Raw genomic sequence first — 22,209 nt, forward strand, 5'->3', positions numbered from 1 at the left:
TTCCCTCCAGTTTTAATTGATTCATTATAATATATAAAGACATTCGATCCCAACTTTTCTTATAGACCTAAAAGTATAAGTTTTTAGTCATAAAAGAAATTATGAACCACAAAGGCGCAATGCCGCTGTGCGGCACACAAAGGAGAACACAAAAAATATAAAGAACCCCCTTTGTGTACTTTGCGTCTTCGTGGTTCAAAGGGTCTTATTTCTTAAAAGGGAGTGAAGCGTTTTCCTTATAGCAGCTGTTCCCTGAGTTGGAATTCATGTGAGGACTCTTGCCACGAACTTTGAGAGGAATGATATTTTCGTTCAACAAACGTAACCCATCCATCTTGCCTGATAAGTAATATTGTAGAAGAGCGTGTTCCATACTCTGGACTTTCAATGAAGATCGAGGAGAGAGTACGCTCTAACTCCAAACCAACGCCTGTGTTTGGCAGCAGATCATCAGCGGCTTGTTCTCCATTGGTCAGGATCTGCCATAACTCATCTTCGAAAACATCCTCTTGAGTAAGGCATTGGGCTAACTGCTGGCGTCCTTTTTCAAGCTTAGGCCAGGGAGCGTTTAATAGATGATTGCAAAGCCCGTGGACTCCAGGTACGACGGGCTGCACTTGTCCTTGTTTGTTCCCATAATACCACAGGGATTGCAGATCGCCAACAAGGAGGTTAAAACCATTATACTGATCAGCTTGTTTGGCAATCTTTCCTAAGTACTCTTGGGGCGATTGCTGATTGCTAAGATAGTTGGCAACTAAATGTCCTCTAGATAGTGCATCTGCTGTATGCTGGCGAGGATCCCGATAGTTGGTTAGAGCTGCAAAGCGTCCATGGACAGTGATTCCCATCCAAGTGCCAAGCTCTTTTAAATCTCTTCCAGCTAAAATATGAGGATAGTCTGGCCAATATTGGGCTGGGGCAGTAGGGCGGGAATAAAACTCATCTCGGTTTGCAGCAACAATCAAAGGGTATTTGGGATGATGTTTGTAAGAAAATAAAATTAAGCACATCGTAGCAATAACCTCCCTTTATTTTATGGTTCTCCAAGAAAATACCTGTCACCTTCAAAAAAAGTAAAAAAGCTATTTTTAGAAAATGGAATTCTTAATGAGAAAAAAGCTCAAGGAAATATTGTATTTTTTCCCAAGTGAGAATGCAAGCTGGTATCGTATGGGGAAATATAACGAATACTATCCATAAAAGATGAAATATCTTTTTAAACAAGCTGGGAGGAAAAGGAATGAAAAAATTTATTTGTACAATTTGCGGATATGTTCATGAAGGTGAAGAAGCGCCTGACAAATGTCCCATCTGCAAAGCTGGCAAGGATCAGTTTAAAGAAATGACTGGAAAATTAGCTTGGGCAGATGAACATCGAATTGGCATTGTTAAGGATGTTCCCGGAGAGATTGTGGAAGGGTTACGTGCTAATTTTCTGGGAGAATGTACAGAGGTTGGGATGTATTTGGCTATGTCCCGCCAGGCAGATCGGCAAGGTTATCCGGAAGTGGCAGAGGCTTATAGGCGCATTGCTTATGAAGAAGCGGATCATGCTGCTAAATTTGCCGAGATCTTAGGTGAGGTAGTTGTGGCAGATACGAAAGCTAACTTAACAGCAAGAGTGGAAGCGGAGTATGGCGCATGTGATGGGAAGAAAAAGCTTGCGACGTTGGCAAAACAACATAATTTAGACGCGATTCATGATACCGTACATGAGATGTGCAAGGATGAAGCTAGGCATGGGTGCGTTTTTGCGGGCTTACTCGATCGATATTTTAAGTGAGGAGGAATCAACATGGCAAAAATCAACTGTAAAGTTACGAACTGTTCCCATAATCAATCTGGTGAATGTTATGCAAACTGTATTGATATTGTTGGCAGCTCTGCTAAAAAAGAATGTGACACCTGCTGTGGCTCTTTTTTAGACAACCGTCATTACTCTGAACTGACAAACAATACGTTAAGTATGGGTTCCTGTGATTGTTTAAAATGTACTGTTGAGACTTGTTCCTATAATGACAATCGACTCTGTTCGTTAGACCAGATTCAGGTCGGTGGACAAAGAGTAGAATACTATACGCAAACGGAGTGTTCCAGCTTCCAGCAAAGAGGCTAATGTGCAATTTTGAGATGATAGAATCAAAGCCTGTCCATTTAGAAGGTTTCCCCAAATAAGTGAAGCTCACTCTTACGCTGGTAAGAATGAGCTTCATCTGTCATTGCGAGCATAGCGAAGCAATCCCCTGCTGTTAAGAGATTGCTTCACTCTGTTCGCAATGACAAAAATATTAATAAAATCCTTTGTGTACTTTGCGTCTTTGTGGTTCAATTCGTTTGTATGTTTTAAAGGATGCGCAGCGTTTTTCTTGTTATTTTATTATGCAGTGTTAATTTATTTTTCGCATCAATCGCATTCCATTTAACGTTACAAGGATTGATGAACCCGTATCAGCGAAGACGGCAAGCCACAAATTCGCCATGCCGGTGAATGTTAAAATAACAAAAATGATTTTAATTATGATTGAAAAACTGATATTTTGCTTAATGATGGACAGCGTCTTATTGCTGAGTTTGATTACATAGGCCAATTTTCCCAGATCATCGGACATCAGCGCGATATCGGCTGTTTCCAGGGCCGTATCCGAGCCAGCGACCCCCATGGCAACACCAATTGTGGAGGCGGCCATGGCAGGAGCATCATTGACTCCATCGCCGACCATCGCTACATTGTTATATTTATTCAGGAGTTCATTTATGGTTGCTACTTTATCTTGGGGTAGGAGTTCACTATAAAGGGTATCAATGTTCAATTCTTTTGCGATAGAGCCAGCTACTTGTCGATTATCACCTGTCAACATGGCAATGTGTTTTATACCTGCCTCCCGGAGTTTCATAAGGGCATCTTTACTATTTTCCCGTAAGGTATCAGCTACCGCAATCATGCCGTATAGAGTGTTTTGCGTTCCGACTAGCATAAGAGTTTTGCCTTGTTGCTGTAGATCTGTAATTTGTTTTTCGTATTGAGATAGGTTCAATCCCAATTCTTCAAACAAGCGTGGATTTCCGATAAATACAGTTTGGTTATCGATATCTGCTTGTGCCCCACGTCCCACCAGGGCTTTAAAATTGATTATTGGCTTTAAGGCTAACCCTGAAGATTTTTCGACGATTGCAACAGCCAATGGATGTTCAGACCATTTTTCGATGGAGGCTGCGGTGGTTAAAACATCTTGTTCATTGCTGTTCAAAGATATAATATCTGTAACTCTGGGATGACCATGAGTTAAGGTACCAGTTTTATCAAAGGCAATGGCCTGTATGGAACCCATTTGCTCTAGGTAAGCACCACCTTTAATAAGAACACCATTCCTAGAGGAGTTACCAATGGCTGAAACGATGGAAACAGGTGTGGAAATAACCAAAGCGCAAGGGCAAGATATGACAAGAAGGACTAAGCCTTTGTAGAACCATGGAGCGAATGGCTGACTAAAGAGCAGCCAAGGTACAACCATGATCCCTGCAGCAATTACTAACACTGCTGGTGTATAGTATTTCGCGAACTGATCAACAAACTGTTGGGAGGGAGCCTTCTGTGACTGTGCTTCTTCAACTAAGTGCATAATTTTGGCAAGAGTAGAGTCGGCAGCAATTTTAGTAACTTCAATTTCTAAAGCACCATGCTCATTGACGGTACCTGCATATACCCCATCGCCAATTGTTTTTTCTACCGGTAATGATTCTCCTGTAATTGTCGCCTGGTTCACGGCAGATGCCCCGTTCTTAACAATGCCATCCATAGCAATGCGTTCACCAGGCTTTACGATAATGATATCACTGATCACGATTTCTTCTACAGGAAGCTTTTGCTCCAGACCGTTACGCAAAACTAAAGCTTCCGCTGGTGCTAATTCCATAAGTGCCCTTATTGATTGTCTTGTTTTATCCATCGTATAGGTTTGCAATGTGTTACCAAAGGAGAACAGAAAAGCAACCGTTGCTCCTTCGCCCCACTCTTCGATGGCGAATGCTCCGATGACAGCTACTGTCATCAGAAAATTCATATCAAAAGTAAGGGACCGCAGGCTGTAAAAGCCGCTTTTTGCGGTATTGTATCCGCCCACAATGGCAGCTAGAACATATAAGGGAACAATGATTGTATCACCAATACCCAGCCAATCAAGTATCATGCTGACTGCTAGGATGATTCCGGAAAATACTGTGGACTGGGTTTTGGGGTTGGTCCACCACTCTGCCTGTATTTTGGTATGTTGTATCGATTGGGTATTAATTTCTGCCTTGTAACCTACTTGTGCGACCGCCTGCATAATAGCAGAGTCGGTAGTTGTATGCTCTACCGTTAATTTTGCAGCAGCAAAGTTTACATTCGCTGTGTGCACTCCTGTCAGAGTGGAGAGATGTTTTTCCAGCTTATTGGCGCAATCGCCACAATCAAGTCCAGAGACGGTAAATACTGACTTATGAAATTGGGACTGTTTATTTATATCGTTTATTAGACTGGCTTTATATCCAAAACTGCTAACGGCTTTTGCAATTTCTGCAGTTTGAATCATAGTATGATTATACGTTACTTTCATCTTTGCAGTGGCAAAGTTGACCTTTACGTCTATAATGCCTTTTTGCTTTCCGAGACCTTTTTCCAATTTAATAGCGCAATCTCCGCAGTCGAGGCCGGCGATGGTAAAGTTATTTACGATAATATCACTTTGGGCAATGGCTGGAGCAGCTGTGTGTGAGCAATCGCAATGATCTTCAACAGCTGCTGCTTCTTCATCTATGTGTCCCTCATGATTCATATCAGCATCAGTGGGAGAACCTTCTGGCGAGCAACAACTGCAGGATGGTATTGTCTCCGGCTTTGTCAATACTGCACCGGATTCAGAGCAGCTATCGTCACAGGAATGTTTTGTTTCTTCAATGAATTGAGTTTTATTCGCCATGATCTCACTCCTATCGGTGTTTAATATGGTCGATACCTTGAGAGAGCAATGAACGGACGTGTTCGTCATCTAAGGAATACCAAGCCATTTTTCCCTCTCGGCGGTATCGGACAAGTCGAGCATTGCGTAGAAGCCGCAGCTGATGAGAAACGGTAGACTGGCCCATTTCGATCACCGCTGCAATATCACATACACATAACTCCCGTTTTGTTAACACTTGTAATATTTTCACTCTGGTCGGATCACCAAGTAATTTAAAGATTTCAGCGACTTGCTGTGCCTCACTATCAGAAATAGATTCTTTTTTGGCGATACAGATAATTTGCGGATGCTCACAGAGCTGCTCACAAATATCTTCGGGACATTCTTTTGTTTGCAAGTTCTCACTCCCTAACATATGAACATGTATTCATATGTTGTATTATAAATGATTTATATGAGAAGTCAAGGGCAAATGCAACCTTTTAATAAAATATGATTAAGAAAATAACCCCGTAGAAAAAAATATGGTTTATCTTCAATTATACAATCACCGCTAATTAAACTTACTCCAAACTGCTATATTATATGTTACATAAAGACTATACGTAACATAATCTGCATCTTCCGGGGGAAATGTTTCAGCAACGCGATATCTTCCATTGGCAATAGCAGGAATATTGTATTTTTGTGGGAATACATTCATATAGGTTGTTTATAATCAGATAAAGAAATCAATCATGTGGTCAATATGGGGAGGGAATCGAGTGTCGGAAGTAGTTGATAACAGAGAAATGGACGAAATTCTGGAGAAGTATGGGTATGAGAAAAGCTGTATTATACCTATATTACAGGAAACACAAGCAAGATATAGATATCTGCCCAAGGAAGCCTTTTCTTACCTTTCAGAAAATCTAGGAATCAGCACTGCTAAAATCTATAGTATAGCTACTTTTTATGAAAATTTTTCCCTAGAGCAAAAAGGAAAATATGTAATAAAAATATGTGATGGAACAGCGTGTCATGTGAGAAAATCCATTCCTATCTTGGAACGACTGAAAAATCAGCTTGGACTTACTGCAGACAAGGTAACGACCGATGATCTTATGTTTACTCTTGAAACGGTTTCCTGTCTTGGGGCGTGCGGGCTAGCACCTGTGCTTACCGTAAATGATCAGGTATATCCTGCCATGACGCCGGACAAAGCACAGGAACTTCTTAAGAGGCTCAAGGAGGAAGAATAGATGTTTTTAAACAGAGAAGATTTTAAAAATGCCTGTACAACATATACGGACTCTCTTGCTATGCAAATAAAGAAGATCTTGGTTTGTGCCGGAACGGGATGCGTGGCTGGTGGAGCCATTGAGATTTATGAACAATTGATAAAATCCAATGAAAAGTATGATGTACCTTGTACGGTGACGTTAGAGAAGGAGCCTCATGACAAATCCATAGGAATCAAAAAGAGCGGGTGCCATGGCTTTTGCGAAATGGGTCCATTAGTACGAATAGAACCCCAGGGATGGCTATATATAAAAGTAAAGCCAGAGGACTGTGCTGAAATTATAGAGAAATCAATCATTAATGAAACCTTTATAGAGCGCTTGGCTTATAAAAAAGAGGGAGTGATGTATCCTACTCAAGAAGAGATTCCTTTTTATAAAAAGCAAACCCGGCTTGCACTTGAACATTGTGGGCATATTGATGCCACATCGATCAATGAATACTTGGCAATTGGGGGATACGGCGCATTTACAAAAGCCTTATTCGATATGAGTCAGGAGGATGTCGTAAAGGAAATTGATCTATCTAATTTACGAGGGCGGGGAGGCGGCGGATATCCTACAGGCCGTAAATGGAAGCAGGTAAAAGGGCAGAATTCCAGCGTTAAGTATATTGTCTGCAATGGGGATGAGGGTGATCCGGGTGCATTTATGGATCGCAGTATAATGGAAGGCGATCCTCACAGGGTACTGGAAGGAATGATGATTGCTGGTGTAGGCTGTGGCTCAGCGGAAGGCTACATCTATGTACGGGCGGAATATCCCCTTGCCGTTAGCCGTCTAGAAACAGCAATTGGTGAAGCGAAGGAGAGGGGACTTCTTGGCAGAAATATTCTCAGTTCAGGTTTCGACTTTGACATAAAAATATGCAAAGGTGCAGGAGCATTTGTTTGTGGTGAGGGAAGTGCCCTTACTGCATCGATTGAGGGTAAGCGGGGAATGCCAAGAGTTAAGCCTCCTCGAACTGTTGAACATGGTCTCTTTGATAAACCTACGGTCCTTAATAATGTAGAGACTTTTGCGAATGTTCCATTTATTATTCATAAGGGGGCTAAGTGGTATAAAGCAATAGGTCCGGAGAATAGCCCGGGAACAAAGGCTTTTGCTCTAACAGGAAATATCGAAAATACAGGTCTCATTGAGGTTCCAATGGGTACCACCTTAGGTGAGGTGATATTTGATATTGGCGGCGGAATGCGGGGTGGACATGAGTTCAAAGCGGTCCAGATTGGCGGGCCTTCTGGTGGATGCTTGACCAAAGAACAGCTTGATCTGCCTTTAGATTTTGATTCTCTTAAAAAGGCGGGAGCGATGATCGGATCTGGCGGTCTGGTGGTAATGGATGAACATACATGCATGGTAGAAGTAGCAAGATTCTTTATGAATTTTACGCAAAATGAATCTTGTGGTAAATGCATACCCTGCCGCGAGGGAACCAAACGTATGCTTGAAATCCTGGATCGGATCGTTTCCGGGCAAGGAGTCATAGAAGATTTGGATATGTTATTGGAGCTTGCCGACACGATATCAGCCACGGCACTGTGTGGTCTGGGAAAAACTGCAGCATTGCCTGTTGTCAGCACCATTCGAAACTTCCGCGAAGAATACGAAGCTCACATCGTCGAAAAGAGATGTCCGTCAAGAACTTGCCAAAAATTAAAAAGAATCTATATTGCTGCAGAATTTTGCCGCGGCTGTTCAAAATGTTCCAGGTTATGCCCGGTGGGGGCAATTAGCGGCAAATTAAAAGAGCCGTTCTTGATAGATCCGGATAAATGCATAAAGTGCGGTGCATGTATAGAGTCATGTGCCTTCAAAGCAATCAAGGAGGCATGACGCAATGAATACAGAATTTATGGTAATTGATAATATGCCCGTAGAAATAAATGGAGAAAGAAATATCCTGGATGTAATCAGGAAGGCGGGAATTGACCTTCCAACATTTTGTTACTACTCCGAATTATCCGTTTATGGCGCCTGTCGTATGTGCGTGGTAGAGGATCAGTGGGGGACGATTCAGGCCGCATGCTCCACACCTCCTAAAGCTGGTATGGAGATCCGCACGAATACGCCAAGGCTCAGGAAATATAGAAAGATGATTCTAGAGCTGCTGCTTTCCAATCACTGTCGTGACTGTACAACCTGTGAAAAAAATGGAAAATGCAAGCTGCAGGAGCTGGCGCAGCGTTTTGGCATAAAACAGGTGCGATTTCACAACACCTCGGAAGATTCGGAGCTTGATACCTCTTCTCTCTGCATTGTTCGGGATAAAAGTAAATGTATACTCTGTGGTGATTGTGTAAGAATGTGCAATGAAGTGCAGAATGTGGGAGCCATCGAATTTGCTTTTCGCGGATCAAAGATGTGTGTAAGTACAGCATTTGACGAGCCTCTAGCCAATACAAAGTGTGTAGGCTGCGGTCAGTGTTCCGTTGTCTGTCCCACAGGTGCCATCGTGGTTCGAAATGACACAGCGAAACTCTGGAAGGAACTAAGTGATAACAATACAAAAGTAATTGTACAGATTGCTCCTGCAGTAAGAGTGGGCATTGGAAAAGAACTTGGTTTTTCAGAGGGGCAAAATGTGATGGGCAGGATTGTTGCTGCTTTAAGACGGATTGGCTTTGATGAAGTATTCGATACATCTACCGGGGCGGATTTTACCGTATTGGAAGAAGCAGAGGAGTTTAGCAAAAGGCTGCTAACTGGAGAAAACCTGCCGTTATTCACCTCTTGCTGTCCTGCATGGGTAAGGTATGCTGAACAGAACTATCCTCAGCTGCTCAAGAATATATCTACATGCCGTTCCCCAATGCAAATGCTGGCATCAATTCTTAAAGAACACCACAGAAACGATGAAAAGAGAGTCGTTGTCGTTGCAGTCATGCCTTGTACTGCCAAAAAGCAGGAAGCTGCACGAGATGAATTTAAAGAGGATGGCGTTCCCTATGTGGATTATGTGATCACAACACAAGAACTGATCCATCTTATTAAAGAAGCGAACCTTATTTTTTCTGAAATAGAGCCAGAAGCTGTAGATATGCCTTTTGGAACCACCAGCGGTTCTGGGGTCATTTTTGGTGTAACTGGGGGGGTTACTGAGGCAGTAATTAGGCGGCTTTCGGATGATAAATCATCATTTGCACTGCGAGCAATTGCCTTTACAGGTGTACGGGGCATGCAGGGCGTAAAAGAAGCAAGGATTGATTGTAATGGTCGTGAGGTAAAAATTGCAATTGTCAGCGGTCTAAAAAACGCTGATGATTTAATCAGAAGCATACAACAAGGAGAAAAACAATATGATTTTGTTGAAGTGATGTCTTGTCCCGGAGGCTGCATCGGCGGAGCGGGACAGCCGGTTACCAATCGTGATGGGAAGTATAATAGAGGCGCAGGGCTTTATAATGCTGATCGGATGAGCAATATAAAACGATCAGAAGAAAATCCGATTATAAAAGAGCTTTACGATGGGATGCTAAAAGGTAAGGTACATAAGCTGCTTCATGTTAATTATCTTAAATCGGATATGTAAGTTCCAATAAAAGAATTTTAATATTGTTCAGCATTTGGAAAGCTGTATTGGCATTTACTACTGTTTATAGCAATATTGATTGATAATATCTTGTGAAATGATTAAGTGGATTCCAGGGGCCCAAGTGGGGAGTAAGAGAGAGGGGGCGTCAATCCCCATGATCTGTCCCAGGGTATTAAAGACAGAGTTGCAGTTTTTTTTGTGAAAATGCTCCCATAAATTAGGGTAACACAGCTGTAATGCATTAATGGCAGGAATTGCATTGACTGCTGCTTGCCATCGTTCTTTTACCTGGGCTTCATCACCTGTAATACAGGATCTCGTTGGTTGATTGGGCTGCAAGGACCAAGGGATTCCAGCATCACGAAACACTTGCAGGCGATCAACGGAGCTGCCGATTGCCTTGGTTGTTTTAGTTTCTATATGAAATGCTAGGCCATGAATTTGATCTGTTACTCTATGAGTGGAATTGGTTAATACCCAGAAGTTATGGCTAAAAGGAGTATAGGGAATCTGAAAAGCACGTGCTTGGATATCCCATTGATTACTGCTCATTGCTATCGCTTCACCTTCTTTTTTTACTTTTATAGCAGTATCTAACTACATTATTTATAAAATCTCCTGATGGATCATGTATTCTTTCGATTTTGATACCTTTAAGTTAGTATATACGTACCTTACAATATATTACTACGCTAATTTAATTTTTTTAGTTGACTTAGTATATGTTACATACTATAATTTGACAATATTACAGAACTCTGCAGCAAATGATGAATAATGTAAAGATAGTATATGGTGTAAGAACGGGAAATGGATGCTTCTCCAGGCCGAAGTAATCGAGGTTATCATCATTTAAATAAAAAACTCCTACAAGAAATGTGGGAGTTTTTTGTTATGAAATATTGGTTTTTTATTATTTAATAGAAATATGGACCGTTTTTGATTAGTTTTGTATGATTTCGTGCCAATATTGTGAATAGTTATGTAATTACATTTATGTTAGAACTCGATAGTAACAGTGTTTACAAGGGGATTATCTACTTAATTTGTAACTGGCACGATAGTTGCATATATTTATAAGTGAAATAGAATCTGGAGGAGATGAGAGCATGAAAGAAAAAGTGACAATCCTTTGCTGCTGCGGAGCAGGTATATGTACATCCAATTACTTAAAAGAAGAAATTGAAGATCGAATCAAACAGGAAGGTCTAAAAAATGTCAAAATAGTTTTATGTAGAGTAAGTGATGTAGACGAAGCAATCAGCGGAGCTGACTTACTTGTTACAACTGTGGAAATGAAAGCAACATACTCCATACCAATGATAAGGGCTTTAGGGATCATGTTAGATGATAAGGCTGCCAAAAAGGCACTGGATCAAATTGTGGATGAAGTTAAAAAAATTATGCAAGAATAAGTGATTCTGATCGTTGGTTTAAAGATTTCAAGATATTGTGATGGTAACGAGAATATGTATGGAGGGTAAAAAAATGGAATTTATAGATTCAATCACCAATGGGCTATCTGCGTTCTTTAGCTTTGATTCAACCGTCACTATACTAGGTATTATTATTGCCATTTCTTTGCTTGTGAAAGTACCAATTAAGAAAGCTATACTTGGTGCCTTGAAAGTTTCTATAGGGCTTACAGGTCTGTTCCTTGTTGTAAATTTGATACAGACCGCCATGGTAAATCCAATAAGCAATATGATCTCTCTGTATGGCATCAATAAAAGTGTAGTAGATATTGGCTGGGGTTCTGTAGGATATGCTTTTGGAAATACATATGGTTATTTTGGGGTACTCGTATTTCTAATCGTAAATGTAATATTAGTATCTGTGCGATTTACCCAAACCATCTATGTCGATGTTTTTAATACATGGAGAGCGATGCTTTTGGCAGGAATGATCGGAGTTACTACCGGAAACTTCTGGATTGCCACTTTTGCTGTTGTAATCTTTCTGATCATTGATGTAAAAGCTGCAGATATTGCAGCGCCATATATAGAAAGAATTAATAATTTTCCTCCGGGAGGCTCATGGCCTCATGGGACTCACTTTTCATTTCAGGCATGCATTGCCATACCAATTGAATGGGTTTTAAAAAGAATACCTGTTATTAAAGATATAAATATTAATGCTGAAACTATTGAAGAAAAATTTGGAATATTTGGAGAAACAACAGTCATGGGAGCAATACTGGGTATTATCATTGGACTATTTAGCCAAGTCGGTATTATGCCCTCCCTATTACTTGGAGTGAAGATGGCAGCCGCATTTCTCCTTCTTCCAAGAATGGCCGCCATACTTGTGGAAGGTTGGTTTCCAGTCATTAAGGCTGCAAGACAGATACTTGTAAGTAAACTAAAAAGGGATGATGTGCGTATTGCACTTGATTGTTCAACGGTTATTGGACATGCAGCAGTTGTTCCTACAACACTCATTATGTATCCGATAGCATTGCTGATATCGGTTATACTTCCAGGGAATCAGATGATTTCATCCGTAAGTTTAATTATCATTCTCTGGGAGAGTGCAGCGGTAAATGCGATCACAGAAGGAAACATATTTCATAATATCATAATATTATCCCTGATCGTTTGTCTCTTTTGCTGGGGAGCTACTTTCATGGCGGGTCCTATGACTCATTTGGCGGTTTCCATGGGATATGATGCTGCTAAAGGCCTAGTGTCCAATTGGGATGCGGCAGGGACTCCCGGACTGGTTTTAGTATATGGATTGTTTTCTTGGATATTTGGTTTTTAACGTGCACGTGTAAATGAGATTGTTATAGTAAGATTTCTTCATATTGGCAGCTATATAGCTAAGGGTATGAAAAGATACGCTTACACATCCGAATCATAAGAGAAAATTCATGATAAGAGGATGTGTAAGCACATGATTAGCCAACATCAAAAGACTAGGAGGAGGGGAAATATGAGCAATGAAGCAGACACTATATTTTATGACGTAGTAATGTTGAAGAACATAACATCAAAAGAAGCAGCAATACATTCTTTAACGAATCATTTGCTGGAGAAAGGGTATGTCAATGAACATTATGAACGTGCAACAATTGAAAGGGAAGATGCCTATCCTACTGGTCTTCCAACCAAACCAATTGCTATAGCAGTTCCTCATTCTAAACACGAGAATGTAATAACGCAGTCGGTTGTACTGGGAATATCAGATCATCTAATCGAGTTTTCAGAAATGGGAAATAGTGATTCTAAGCTGAATGTTGGAATCATGTTTTTACTGGCACTAAAGGGTGAGAATGGTCATATTAATTACTTGAAGAATATTGTTAATTATTGCAAGGTGGAAGAAAATATTACAAAACTCTATGGTGTAAAATCGGCAGAGGAAGCGTTAAAGATATTTGTATCTGAGATCGTAAATGCTGATTAAAACAAAATAAGAGGAGGATGTTAGTATGGATAAAGGTAAGAAAATAAAAGCATTAGTCGTGGGAGACGATTGGGTAAAAACGAAAGATCTGATTGAAGCTACCAAGCGTGTATTGGAAGGTTACGATTATGAAATTGATTCATTTGATCAAGTAATGGACAAACCGATGAGCAGAGAAAAAAAAGACGATATAGGCGATGACAGTGTTACAGAATATTGTGGGCATCCTCAAGAACTGATCAGCAGGATTGATGGTGTGAATCTTCTTGTGGTTCATACATCTCCTGTTACAAAGCAAGTGATTGAGGCTGGTAAGGATCTTATTGCGATTGGCTGCTGCAGATCCGATGCTGTAAGTGTAAATGTAGACGCTGTTACGGATAAAGGAATTTATTTCTTTAATGCTCCAGGACGGTCCGTTGAACCAGTATCGGATCTTACTATCACTTTCGCTTTGGCACTTTGCAGAAATATAATGAGAGCTGATCGATACGTAAAAGAGGGCAAATGGGCAGGCGATCTCAATAGAGAAGTACCAAGTTGGGAAGAGTACGAAACGTTTAGAGGACTTACCCTTAAAAATAAAAAATTTGGAGTGGTTGGCCTTGGTAAAATAGGGCGGAAAGTCGCTGAGAAGGCAGCCGGACTTGGTATGGACGTACAAGTGTATGATCCGTTTCTAGATAAAAAGATATTAGGTGAGTATGGCACGGTATGTACTCTGGAGGAACTATTTGTAAACAGCGATTTTATAACCATTCACATTCCCCCTGTCGAATCAAACAGAGGCATCATCAGCAGAGAACTCTTTAATAAGATGAAACCTTCCGCATACTTCATCAATGTTGCAAGAGGAGAAATTATTGATGAAGAAGCTCTGATTGATGTATTGCAGAAAGGAAAAATAGCGGGAGCAGCGCTGGATGTATATTATACAGAACCTCTGCCAAAGACCAGTCCTTTAGTCAAATTGGACAATGTGATACTAACCCCTCATTTAGCAGGTCAAAGAAAAGATGTTTCAGAAGGGTCAGCCTCCATATTAGAAGGAACGATGAAGCCATTCTTCCAAGAAGACAGCCTTGCTACTTGCTTTAATTCCGCTGAAATCATGGAAATAAATAAGCGGCAGGCGTAAGTGCCTTAGTATAAAATATAGAGAAAATGAAGGTGAAATTATGCTTACAGATATGAAAAGCATTCTGACAGATGCCAGAAAGAAGTCTTATGGGGTGGCAGCTCCTAATGCATGGAATGAAGATAGCATAAGAGCAGCAATCGGAGCTGCCGAAAGAGAAAAAGCGCCAATCATTATTGCCCTTTATCCTGTAATGGCTGATATTTTTGAATTTGGTAAAATTGCCGTAGAAATGGCAAAGAACGCGTCAGTACCAGTTGCAGTTCATTTAGATCATGGACAAGAGTTAGAACAGGTAGTTAAGGCCATACGTGCTGGATTTACATCTGTTATGGTTGATCGTTCAACCTTGCCTTTTGACAAGAACGTAGAAGCCGTGAAAGAAATTGTTAAGTTTGCTCACGCGGTAGGAGTAACAGTAGAAGCAGAATTAGGCCATGTTGGGCAGGGGTGTGACTATAAAGAAACCAAGGATCAAGGACTTACAGATCCAAATGAAGCAATTGAATTTGTAGAAATGACAGGTGTGGATTGTCTTGCGGTTGCTGTCGGAACTTCCCATGGTGTGTATAAAGGAAAACCAGAATTGCAGTTTGATTTGCTCAGCAAGTTAAATCGTGCAGTAGATGTTCCTTTAGTACTTCATGGATGCTCAGGCACGGGAGATGAAAACTTAAAAAAGGCCATCGGGTATGGAATAACAAAACTCAATTTATATACTGATTTGGATATGGCAGGATATAATTTATTTCAAGAGTCGATAAAGAAGCAGGAAATAAGTAAAATAACAGAAGCTTGCAATTTCATGTTTAAAGGCTACTCTGACAAACTGACACACTACATACAATGGTTTGGAGCAAGCGGTAAAGCATAGTAATTTAATAAAGTGAAAATTTTTTCTATTTAGAGATATGTGAGCTTACTCCTATCAGCTTGCATATCTCTTTTAGAAAATAGAATAGTAGACTAATTTATTTTCTAAATGGCGCAATGATTGTAACTTAGTGTAAAAAAATGTGGAAAAATGTAATGATTTTTGCGTAATTATAACTTGAAATTTCTAATTTGCGTTATAATAATGTCATTACATCACTATTTTGATAAGGAGAAAAATATGGCAGAAGGCAATCGGAAGGACATTACGGAATTAATTAAGAATGAACGTCCCCAAGAGCCATTAACGGATGAGCAAATATCACAAAAGTTGTCCATCTTGCGGGAAACCGTTAACAATGTTAGAAAAAAACTGAATATCCCCAGTTCTCGAGACCGAAAAAGAATGAACGTTAAAAAGGCTGTAGAACTAATAAAGACGAAAAACTCAGATATAACGATAACGAGTCTTGTAGCCAAGTTGAAACAGCAGGGGTTTAAAGTGTCGAGGAGCTATATCGGGGAGATCATCAATAGTGAATGCGATGAAGTAACAAAAGAATTACAGTCACGTGCTGAATGTGAAAATGAAATGGATAGCTTTCAGAATTTAACAGGTTATGATGGAAGTCTTTCCAATAATATTAAACAAGGCAAGGCATCTGTATTATATCCTCCCTTTGGTCTCCCTACCCTTATTATAGGAGAAAGCGGTACTGGCAAAACCTTGTTTGCAGAATGTATTTATCAATATGCGGTTCAGAAGAAAATAATAGAATTGGATGGTCCTTTTGTATCGCTAAATTGTGCTGACTATAGTGATAATCCTCAACTTTTGCTTTCTATGCTGTATGGATACAAAAAAGGGGCCTTTACAGGAGCGAATCAAGATACAGAAGGTCTTGTAGAGCGCGCCAATAAAGGGATCCTTTTCTTAGATGAAATACATCGCCTGCCTCCTAAGGGACAGGAAATGCTATTTTCTATTTTGGATAAAGGAAAATTTAGAAGACTTGGTGAGGTTGTAAATGACCGAAAGTCCCAGATTTATTTTATCGGTGCAACCACTGAGAACATTGAGTCTTCTCTGCTTTTAACATTTAGAAGAAGAATTCCTATGATCATAGAACTGCCATCGCTAAAGGATCGATCCACCAAAGAGAAGATTCAATTGATTTATAGTTTCTTTCAAGAAGAAGCAAATCGGACTCATTTAAAAATTTTTGTAAAGGCTAAAATTATGGAAGCCTTTGTTCTGAAAAAATACTTAGGAAATATAGGTCAACTCAAAAGTGAGATTCAAGTAACCTGCGCAAATGCTTATGTTGAGAAAATGAATAACAGCAGGGATGAAATTAATATTGGCTTTAATGAGATGTTGTATCATAATTTCTTTAACAATAATACAGAAAATTCCGAAATACAGACAACGAAGCTCACAGTTACCTTTAAGGATATGTTATTCATTCCAAACGCAGCGAATAAAGGGGAACACTTTGTTACGGCAAACGATAGTCATTACTCTCTGCCAAAAGATATTTATGAAAAAATTGAAGAAAAATATTATGAACTGAAAAAAGCAAACGTTACACCCGTCGAAATAGAAAAAATCATTTGGAATTTTATATTAAGTAATTTCAGCATGATGGGAATTGATTCGAATAACGATAAAAATATAACTTCTCTAGATGAATTAAAATATCTTGTGGGTGAAAATATTGCAGTAGTCGTAAAACAGTTCATAAAAAGGATTAAAAAAAATGATTCTCAATTACAGGTAAATGAGAAAGTTGCGATATACTTAGCCATTCACATCAGTGAAGCGATGAAAAGGATTAATTTAAAACAAGATATAATTAATCCCAATCTTATCTATATAAAAGAAAACCTCAAAGCGGAATATGATATGGCATGCAGTCTGGTACAAGATTTGGAGGCCAATAATAAAGTCAGGATTCCTGAAGGGGAAGTCGGGTTTATTGCGATGTATATTAATGAGCTGTTAAAACCCAGAAGCAGCAAAAGTAGAATCAATATAATTGTTATTTCTCATGGGAAAATAGCGTCAGAGATGATAGCTGTTGCTAATAAAATGATGAATGTAGATTTTCCAATTGCTGTGGACATGCCTTTTAATGTGAATCCGATAAGGATTTTTGAACAAATCATTGAAATCTCTAAAACCTTAGATAGCCAAAGTGGTATATTATTTTTTGTAGACATGGGCTCCCTGCTAAATGTTGGAGAGATAGTTGAAAAAAGAACCGGTATTAAAACTCGCACCATTGATAGAGTGGACCTTGTTTCTGTTATGGAAGCAATTAGAAAAATATATATATCCGAGGAAACCCTTGATGACATTTATTACGATATAATGAATTCTAAACACACCTATCATATGGTGTCAACGAATCATTCGGATAAGCCCTTAGCTTTAATTGCTATGTGTCTTACAGGTCATGGAGTTGCTATAAAAATAAAAGAACTTTTATCTGCAAATTACCCTCATATAAAAGTAATCCCCTTAAGCATATTAGATGCTAATGTAAAGCAGGAAATCCACAATTTAAAACAAAAATATAATATCCCGGCGATTATTGGTACGATGAATCCTTATATAGAAGGGATTAACTTTATACCCTTTGAAAGTAATTTTACGCAAGACAAAAAGATGCTTCTTGATCATGTATTAAAACAGAAAAATTACAGTAGTCTTAAGAAGATTTTTAGAGAAGATTTTATAATGATTGACTTAGAATGTAAAACAAAGCAGGAAGTAATCGAAACCATGAGTATGGTTCTTTTTAATAATGGTTTTATTAAAAAAGGTTATATAGACTCCGTATTTGAAAGAGAGAATATGAGTAGTACGTGTTTTAAAAAAAATGTGGCCATTCCCCATGGATTACCGTCATTTGTTAATGAAACTTCGATCATTTCTGCAAGGTTAAGCCAAGCCATTGAGTGGGATAACAGCGGAAATTTGGTCAATTTGGTATTTTTACTTGCAGTAAAAGATGATGACATTAATATTATCAATGATTTGTTTAGATTACTTAAACAAAAAAATAATATAGATGAATTTATAAAAGCAAAAAATCGTTTTGAATTTATAAAAGTATTGTATGATTCCTTTTCATAAGTTCTGCATTGTAGGACTTTTGATGATGGCATTCAGTAATATACAAAGGAGAGGGAATACAGATGATTGTTACATGCGTTACTATTTATGTAAAAGAACCCTTTATACCCAATTTTATTGAAGCCACTCTTGATAATCACAGAAATTCAATAAAAGAAGAAGGGAATCTTCGATTCGATGTACTGAGATGCATTAGTGATGAAACCAGATTTTTTCTTTATGAAGCCTACTCCTCAGAAGAGGCGGCGGCAGCTCATAAAAAGACAGCTCATTATTTAAAATGGAGAGATACAGTCGCCGATTGGATGGCACGACCACGAGCAGGAGTAGCACATTCTGTTATTGCTCCTCTTGAAAAGGATTTTTGAGAAAATAAGTAATTTCAAATGGAGTGTAGCAAGGGCAGGTTCAACGAACCTGTTCTTTTTATTTTAGCATTCACTAGAAGTTATAAGTTTTAGAGGGAACGTTGAACGCAGAGGGCACAGAGTTCGCAGAGAGCTCAGAGGTTTTTAACCCTTATCTATTTTTTCTCAGTGTTCTCTGCGCCTCTGCGGTTCGGTTTACTTTCTATGTTTTAAAGGACGCGAAGCGTTTTTCTTATTTGCCTTATAAATTTAAATTGACAAAGTAATATCAATAAATTACAATTAGTTTGAATATCAAACAATCACTAATTAAAACAATAAGACAATCAAAGGAGTTGTGAATAATGAATTCTTTAGATGAATTGACACATGAGTTATTTACTTTTTTTAATGGTTTTTCTTCATGGGAAAACTCCGTAATAAAGACGAGTGAACTGTCTGTTTCGGAAGCCCATGCCATAGAAATATTGGGAACACATGGTCAAATGAAGATGAAAACTCTTGCAGGGCATCTGGGAGTGACGACCGGTACCACTACGGTTACTGTTGATCGCCTGGAAAAGAAAGACTATGCCAGAAGAGAGTCTGTGAAGGAAGACCGTCGCATTCATTTAATTACGCTAACTCAAAAAGGTCAGCAGGCTTTTGCTGAGCATCATCAGTATCATTCTAATTTAACTGAACAGATACTTTCTGTTCTTTCCAGTGAAGAAAATGAACAATTGATAAATATACTTAAGAAAATTAATGCGGAGGCTTTTTAGGTATGGAAGTTGAAAGCAGACAAATGGCAAAAGCAGAAATTACTGAGCACGCTGAGCATATGGAACATGGGGCAGGAGGCCATGTTCGAGATTATGTGGTCATTGCATCCACATCGATCTTGTTATTAAGCAGTTGGTTTCAGTGGCTGCCACAAATTTTTGGCATTGATACAACGCTGATTGCTGCTATCATCGGTGGAGTACCCATTGTGAAAGAAGCAATTACAGCTATTTATAAAAGAGGAGATACCAGGGTTGGTCTCTTAGTAAGTATTGCAATTATTGCTTCCATCGCCATTGGTGAATATTTAGCAGCTGCTGAAGTTGCTCTTATTATGACGATCGGAGAGATGTTAGAACATATCACCTTGGAAAAATCAAATACTGCATTAAAAAAACTTGCGGAACTATCACCATTGCAAGCTCGTATTATAGAGGATGGAACAGAACGAGAAATTGCAGCCGAATTAGTACGGACTGGAGATAAGCTGTTGATAAAACCTGGAGAAAAAATCCCGGTTGATGGTATGGTAGTCAGTGGGCAGGCTACAGTCGATCAGGCTACGATAACGGGTGAATCTATACCTGTTGAATGTCGTAATGGTGCGAGTGTCTTCGGCGGTACGATTGTAACTATGGGGAGTATTGAGATTGTAGCGACGAAGGTTGGGCAAGATACGGCTTTAGGTCATATTATTCGAATGGTAAAAGAGGCTCAGGCCAATAAGGCACCGAGTGCGCGAATCATCGATCGCTGGGCGAATTGGTTTGTTCCATTAAGCTTGGCGATTGCAGTATTAGTCTACCTAGTAACGGGAGATATTGTACGAGGCGTTACAATTTTAATTGTATTCTGCCCCTGTGCGATGTTATTGAGTACACCTACCGCTGTGGCTGCAGCCATTGGGGCGGCAGCTCGTCGGGGTATTTTAATTAAGGGCGGGGAAATATTAGAAAAAGTGGGAGCACTAGATACAATTTTATTTGACAAAACAGGTACAATCACACTTGGGAAGCCTTCATTAAAAGAGATTCGCGGCTATAATGGCTGGCAAAGAAATGAGCTGCTGGCAATTGCAGCAGGAATAGAAAAGCGCTCCGAGCATCATTTGGCAAAAGCAATTATTGAGGAGGCCCAAAAAGAAAACATATCCTTTGTTGAGCCATCTTATTGGGAGCCTGTCATTGGTCAAGGTATAGTTGCAGAAAAAGATGGTGACCATTTCTTATTGGGAAATCAATCCTTGATGGAATCCAAAGATATAGGGCTTACAGCAGAGCAGCAGGAATATTGTTCTGAAAACCAAAAATCAGGAGCCACCGTCGTTTTTATAGCCGTAAATGGCATGATAAGCGGGATACTGACAATACAAGATCCCATTCGGACGGGTTCGAAAGAGGCAATTAACGCCTTAAAACGTGAAAAAATTACAAAAATAGTGATGCTGACGGGCGATGCCTCAAGGGTTGGAGAGGCTGTCGGGAAGCAAGTGGATGTTCCTATCGTTCATGGAGATCTACTACCCACAGATAAAGTCAGCTATGTGGAAACATATCAACGTTCAGGCTGTAATGTAGCAATGATTGGGGATGGAATCAACGATGCGCCAGCGCTAGCCAAGGCGAATATTGGGATTGCCATGGGATACTCTGGAACGGATATTGCCATTGAGGCTGCAGATATTGTATTACTGTCCGATGACCTGAAAAGGGTGCCTGAGACAATACAGAAAAGCCGCAAGGCGATTCGTACCATTTGGCAGAATATTGTAGTAGCAAATGTGATTAACTTTGCAGCAATTATTTTGGCTGCTCTTGGTCTGTTAGGACCTGTTGCCGCTGCTATTGTGCATAATGTTGGTTCCATTTTAGTCGTATTGAACTCTGCGCGTTTATTACGTAATTGATTATGTAGAGTGAACAAGAGATATGGTTATCGTACAACGTATACAAAACTCCTGTAAGATGGATTTTATCTCAATCTTGCAGGAGTTTTGCATTTTTATAGTAATATAGAAAATATAAAAAAGACTATGATTGAGATATACTTATATCCAGATTTAAATAGTGGGAGGGCCCTATAATGAAAAATCTAGGAGGACCGCAGGGAAAACAATTATTTAGCCAATTGCCTGGACCTATTGTAACCCAATATTTAAGTCACTGTCTTACTAAAAAATATAAAAAGAAAGCAGAGATTTTTGGACCAGAGGAGCATTCTGAGTATATTTATCTTGTGGTCAGCGGCAGAATTCGTGTGTATTTACGGTACCCAAACGGTAAAGAGTTCACTCTCACGCTGCTGGATGCGGGCGATACTTATAGTGGTCATACCCGTGCTTTTGGTCAGGCGATTGCCGATAGCGAAATTTTATTTATTCCTGTAGATGCATTTCGAAATTTGCTCATGGAAGTTCCTTCCTTCGCGATGACCGTAATCGGAGTGCTGGGAGACTCCTTAAAAAATTCAATTAACACCATTGAAAGTCTTGTTTTTAAAGAAGTGAATAAACGGCTCTATCAGTTCATTTATAGCCTGGCTTTGTCTAGTGACAGACAAGAATTACATTCCTTCCAGGTTAATATCGGGTTAACCCATCAGCAGATTGCTACGATTGTGGGAAGCACAAGGCAGACGGTGAACACATTCTTTAATAATCTGCAAAAAGAAGGAGTACTCATTCTTGGAAAGGATAAGATTATCATTCAAAAATTTGATATCATTATGGAGCGAGCCAAGGATGATGATGAATAGAAA

At 39.5% G+C, this 22,209-nt stretch carries 19 protein-coding genes; 15 read left to right on the forward strand and 4 right to left on the reverse strand.

Annotated features, from left to right (window positions below; translation table 11 throughout):
• Nucleotides 1–236: 236 nt before the first annotated feature.
• Complete coding sequence (locus LMF89_RS04560) at nucleotides 237–1,013, reverse strand: NRDE family protein (RefSeq protein WP_229534083.1); 777 nt, start codon at nucleotides 1,011–1,013, stop codon at nucleotides 237–239.
• Nucleotides 1,014–1,243: 230 nt separating this feature from the next.
• Between LMF89_RS04560 and LMF89_RS04565 the strand changes: the two genes are divergently transcribed.
• Together LMF89_RS04565 and LMF89_RS04570 are read left to right on the forward strand one after the other, a co-directional pair.
• Entirely contained in the window at nucleotides 1,244–1,786 is a 543-nt protein-coding gene (locus LMF89_RS04565) for an NADH peroxidase (RefSeq protein WP_229534084.1), read from the forward strand.
• A gap of 12 nt (nucleotides 1,787–1,798) precedes the next feature.
• Entirely contained in the window at nucleotides 1,799–2,119 is a 321-nt protein-coding gene (locus LMF89_RS04570; RefSeq protein ID WP_229534085.1) for a DUF1540 domain-containing protein, read from the forward strand.
• A gap of 271 nt (nucleotides 2,120–2,390) precedes the next feature.
• On the opposite strand, the gene LMF89_RS04575 is transcribed toward LMF89_RS04570, so the two are convergent.
• Both LMF89_RS04575 and LMF89_RS04580 read right to left on the reverse strand, forming a co-directional pair.
• On the reverse strand, nucleotides 2,391–4,961 hold the full coding sequence (locus LMF89_RS04575; RefSeq protein WP_229534086.1) for a heavy metal translocating P-type ATPase: 2,571 nt from the start codon (nucleotides 4,959–4,961) through the stop codon (nucleotides 2,391–2,393).
• A 10-nt stretch (nucleotides 4,962–4,971) separates the two neighbouring features.
• Nucleotides 4,972–5,340 carry an ArsR/SmtB family transcription factor gene (locus LMF89_RS04580; protein WP_229534182.1) on the reverse strand — a complete coding sequence of 123 codons (369 nt, stop codon included), beginning with the start codon at nucleotides 5,338–5,340 and terminating at the stop codon, nucleotides 4,972–4,974.
• Between the two features lie 367 nt (nucleotides 5,341–5,707).
• On the opposite strand from LMF89_RS04580, the gene LMF89_RS04585 reads away from it, so the two are divergent.
• From LMF89_RS04585 to LMF89_RS04595, 3 genes are read left to right on the forward strand one after another with little or no spacing between them, the layout of a single operon-like run.
• Nucleotides 5,708–6,184, forward strand: a complete 477-nt coding sequence (locus LMF89_RS04585; RefSeq protein ID WP_229534087.1) for a complex I 24 kDa subunit family protein — start codon at nucleotides 5,708–5,710, stop codon at nucleotides 6,182–6,184.
• Nucleotides 6,185–8,059, forward strand: coding sequence for an NADH-quinone oxidoreductase subunit NuoF (gene nuoF, locus LMF89_RS04590; protein WP_304622594.1), 1,875 nt, complete (start codon nucleotides 6,185–6,187; stop codon nucleotides 8,057–8,059). It abuts the gene before it with no gap.
• A gap of 4 nt (nucleotides 8,060–8,063) precedes the next feature.
• The gene (locus LMF89_RS04595) at nucleotides 8,064–9,755 is read left to right on the forward strand and encodes a [FeFe] hydrogenase, group A (RefSeq protein ID WP_229534088.1); all 1,692 of its coding nucleotides are present in this window, start codon (nucleotides 8,064–8,066) and stop codon (nucleotides 9,753–9,755) included.
• Between the two features lie 57 nt (nucleotides 9,756–9,812).
• On the opposite strand, the gene LMF89_RS04600 is transcribed toward LMF89_RS04595, so the two are convergent.
• Nucleotides 9,813–10,310 (reverse strand): hypothetical protein, encoded by a 498-nt coding sequence (locus LMF89_RS04600; protein ID WP_007960918.1) that lies wholly within the window; start codon nucleotides 10,308–10,310, stop codon nucleotides 9,813–9,815.
• Between the two features lie 557 nt (nucleotides 10,311–10,867).
• On the opposite strand from LMF89_RS04600, the gene LMF89_RS04605 reads away from it, so the two are divergent.
• The 10 genes from LMF89_RS04605 (at nucleotide 10,868) to LMF89_RS04650 (ending at nucleotide 22,206) form a co-directional block, all read left to right on the forward strand.
• Entirely contained in the window at nucleotides 10,868–11,173 is a 306-nt protein-coding gene (locus LMF89_RS04605; protein WP_007960916.1) for a PTS sugar transporter subunit IIB, read from the forward strand.
• 73 nt (nucleotides 11,174–11,246) lie between these two features.
• The gene (locus LMF89_RS04610; protein WP_007960909.1) at nucleotides 11,247–12,521 is read left to right on the forward strand and encodes a PTS transporter subunit IIC; all 1,275 of its coding nucleotides are present in this window, start codon (nucleotides 11,247–11,249) and stop codon (nucleotides 12,519–12,521) included.
• A gap of 171 nt (nucleotides 12,522–12,692) precedes the next feature.
• Nucleotides 12,693–13,166, forward strand: a complete 474-nt coding sequence (locus LMF89_RS04615) for a PTS sugar transporter subunit IIA (RefSeq protein ID WP_007960908.1) — start codon at nucleotides 12,693–12,695, stop codon at nucleotides 13,164–13,166.
• A gap of 25 nt (nucleotides 13,167–13,191) precedes the next feature.
• Entirely contained in the window at nucleotides 13,192–14,304 is a 1,113-nt protein-coding gene (locus LMF89_RS04620; RefSeq protein WP_229534089.1) for an NAD(P)-dependent oxidoreductase, read from the forward strand.
• A gap of 40 nt (nucleotides 14,305–14,344) precedes the next feature.
• On the forward strand, nucleotides 14,345–15,178 hold the full coding sequence (locus LMF89_RS04625; RefSeq protein WP_229534090.1) for a class II fructose-bisphosphate aldolase: 834 nt from the start codon (nucleotides 14,345–14,347) through the stop codon (nucleotides 15,176–15,178).
• Between the two features lie 240 nt (nucleotides 15,179–15,418).
• On the forward strand, nucleotides 15,419–18,319 hold the full coding sequence (locus LMF89_RS04630; protein ID WP_229534091.1) for a sigma 54-interacting transcriptional regulator: 2,901 nt from the start codon (nucleotides 15,419–15,421) through the stop codon (nucleotides 18,317–18,319).
• A 62-nt stretch (nucleotides 18,320–18,381) separates the two neighbouring features.
• Nucleotides 18,382–18,687, forward strand: coding sequence for an antibiotic biosynthesis monooxygenase (locus LMF89_RS04635; RefSeq protein ID WP_007960904.1), 306 nt, complete (start codon nucleotides 18,382–18,384; stop codon nucleotides 18,685–18,687).
• 344 nt (nucleotides 18,688–19,031) lie between these two features.
• Nucleotides 19,032–19,451 (forward strand): MarR family winged helix-turn-helix transcriptional regulator, encoded by a 420-nt coding sequence (locus tag LMF89_RS04640; protein WP_229534092.1) that lies wholly within the window; start codon nucleotides 19,032–19,034, stop codon nucleotides 19,449–19,451.
• Nucleotides 19,452–19,453: 2 nt separating this feature from the next.
• Nucleotides 19,454–21,358 (forward strand): heavy metal translocating P-type ATPase, encoded by a 1,905-nt coding sequence (locus LMF89_RS04645; protein ID WP_229534093.1) that lies wholly within the window; start codon nucleotides 19,454–19,456, stop codon nucleotides 21,356–21,358.
• Nucleotides 21,359–21,534: 176 nt separating this feature from the next.
• Complete coding sequence (locus LMF89_RS04650; protein ID WP_007960900.1) at nucleotides 21,535–22,206, forward strand: Crp/Fnr family transcriptional regulator; 672 nt, start codon at nucleotides 21,535–21,537, stop codon at nucleotides 22,204–22,206.
• Nucleotides 22,207–22,209 lie beyond the last annotated feature (3 nt).

The sequence above is a fragment of the Pelosinus baikalensis genome (assembly GCF_020819555.1).
Taxonomy (GTDB): Bacteria; Bacillota; Negativicutes; order DSM-13327; family DSM-13327; genus Pelosinus; species Pelosinus baikalensis.

Coding starts and splice junctions, on each gene's coding strand:
- LMF89_RS04610 (WP_007960909.1), top strand. CDS start 11,247: ATGGAATTTATAGATTCAATCACCAATGGGCTATCTGCGTTCTTTAGC.
- LMF89_RS04650 (WP_007960900.1), top strand. CDS start 21,535: ATGAAAAATCTAGGAGGACCGCAGGGAAAACAATTATTTAGCCAATTG.
- LMF89_RS04635 (WP_007960904.1), top strand. CDS start 18,382: ATGATTGTTACATGCGTTACTATTTATGTAAAAGAACCCTTTATACCC.
- LMF89_RS04630 (WP_229534091.1), top strand. CDS start 15,419: ATGGCAGAAGGCAATCGGAAGGACATTACGGAATTAATTAAGAATGAA.
- LMF89_RS04640 (WP_229534092.1), top strand. CDS start 19,032: ATGAATTCTTTAGATGAATTGACACATGAGTTATTTACTTTTTTTAAT.
- LMF89_RS04560 (WP_229534083.1), bottom strand. CDS start 1,013: ATGTGCTTAATTTTATTTTCTTACAAACATCATCCCAAATACCCTTTG.
- LMF89_RS04575 (WP_229534086.1), bottom strand. CDS start 4,961: ATGGCGAATAAAACTCAATTCATTGAAGAAACAAAACATTCCTGTGAC.
- LMF89_RS04605 (WP_007960916.1), top strand. CDS start 10,868: ATGAAAGAAAAAGTGACAATCCTTTGCTGCTGCGGAGCAGGTATATGT.
- LMF89_RS04595 (WP_229534088.1), top strand. CDS start 8,064: ATGAATACAGAATTTATGGTAATTGATAATATGCCCGTAGAAATAAAT.
- LMF89_RS04570 (WP_229534085.1), top strand. CDS start 1,799: ATGGCAAAAATCAACTGTAAAGTTACGAACTGTTCCCATAATCAATCT.
- LMF89_RS04600 (WP_007960918.1), bottom strand. CDS start 10,310: ATGAGCAGTAATCAATGGGATATCCAAGCACGTGCTTTTCAGATTCCC.
- LMF89_RS04625 (WP_229534090.1), top strand. CDS start 14,345: ATGCTTACAGATATGAAAAGCATTCTGACAGATGCCAGAAAGAAGTCT.
- LMF89_RS04565 (WP_229534084.1), top strand. CDS start 1,244: ATGAAAAAATTTATTTGTACAATTTGCGGATATGTTCATGAAGGTGAA.
- LMF89_RS04620 (WP_229534089.1), top strand. CDS start 13,192: ATGGATAAAGGTAAGAAAATAAAAGCATTAGTCGTGGGAGACGATTGG.
- LMF89_RS04645 (WP_229534093.1), top strand. CDS start 19,454: ATGGAAGTTGAAAGCAGACAAATGGCAAAAGCAGAAATTACTGAGCAC.
- nuoF (WP_304622594.1), top strand. CDS start 6,185: ATGTTTTTAAACAGAGAAGATTTTAAAAATGCCTGTACAACATATACG.
- LMF89_RS04615 (WP_007960908.1), top strand. CDS start 12,693: ATGAGCAATGAAGCAGACACTATATTTTATGACGTAGTAATGTTGAAG.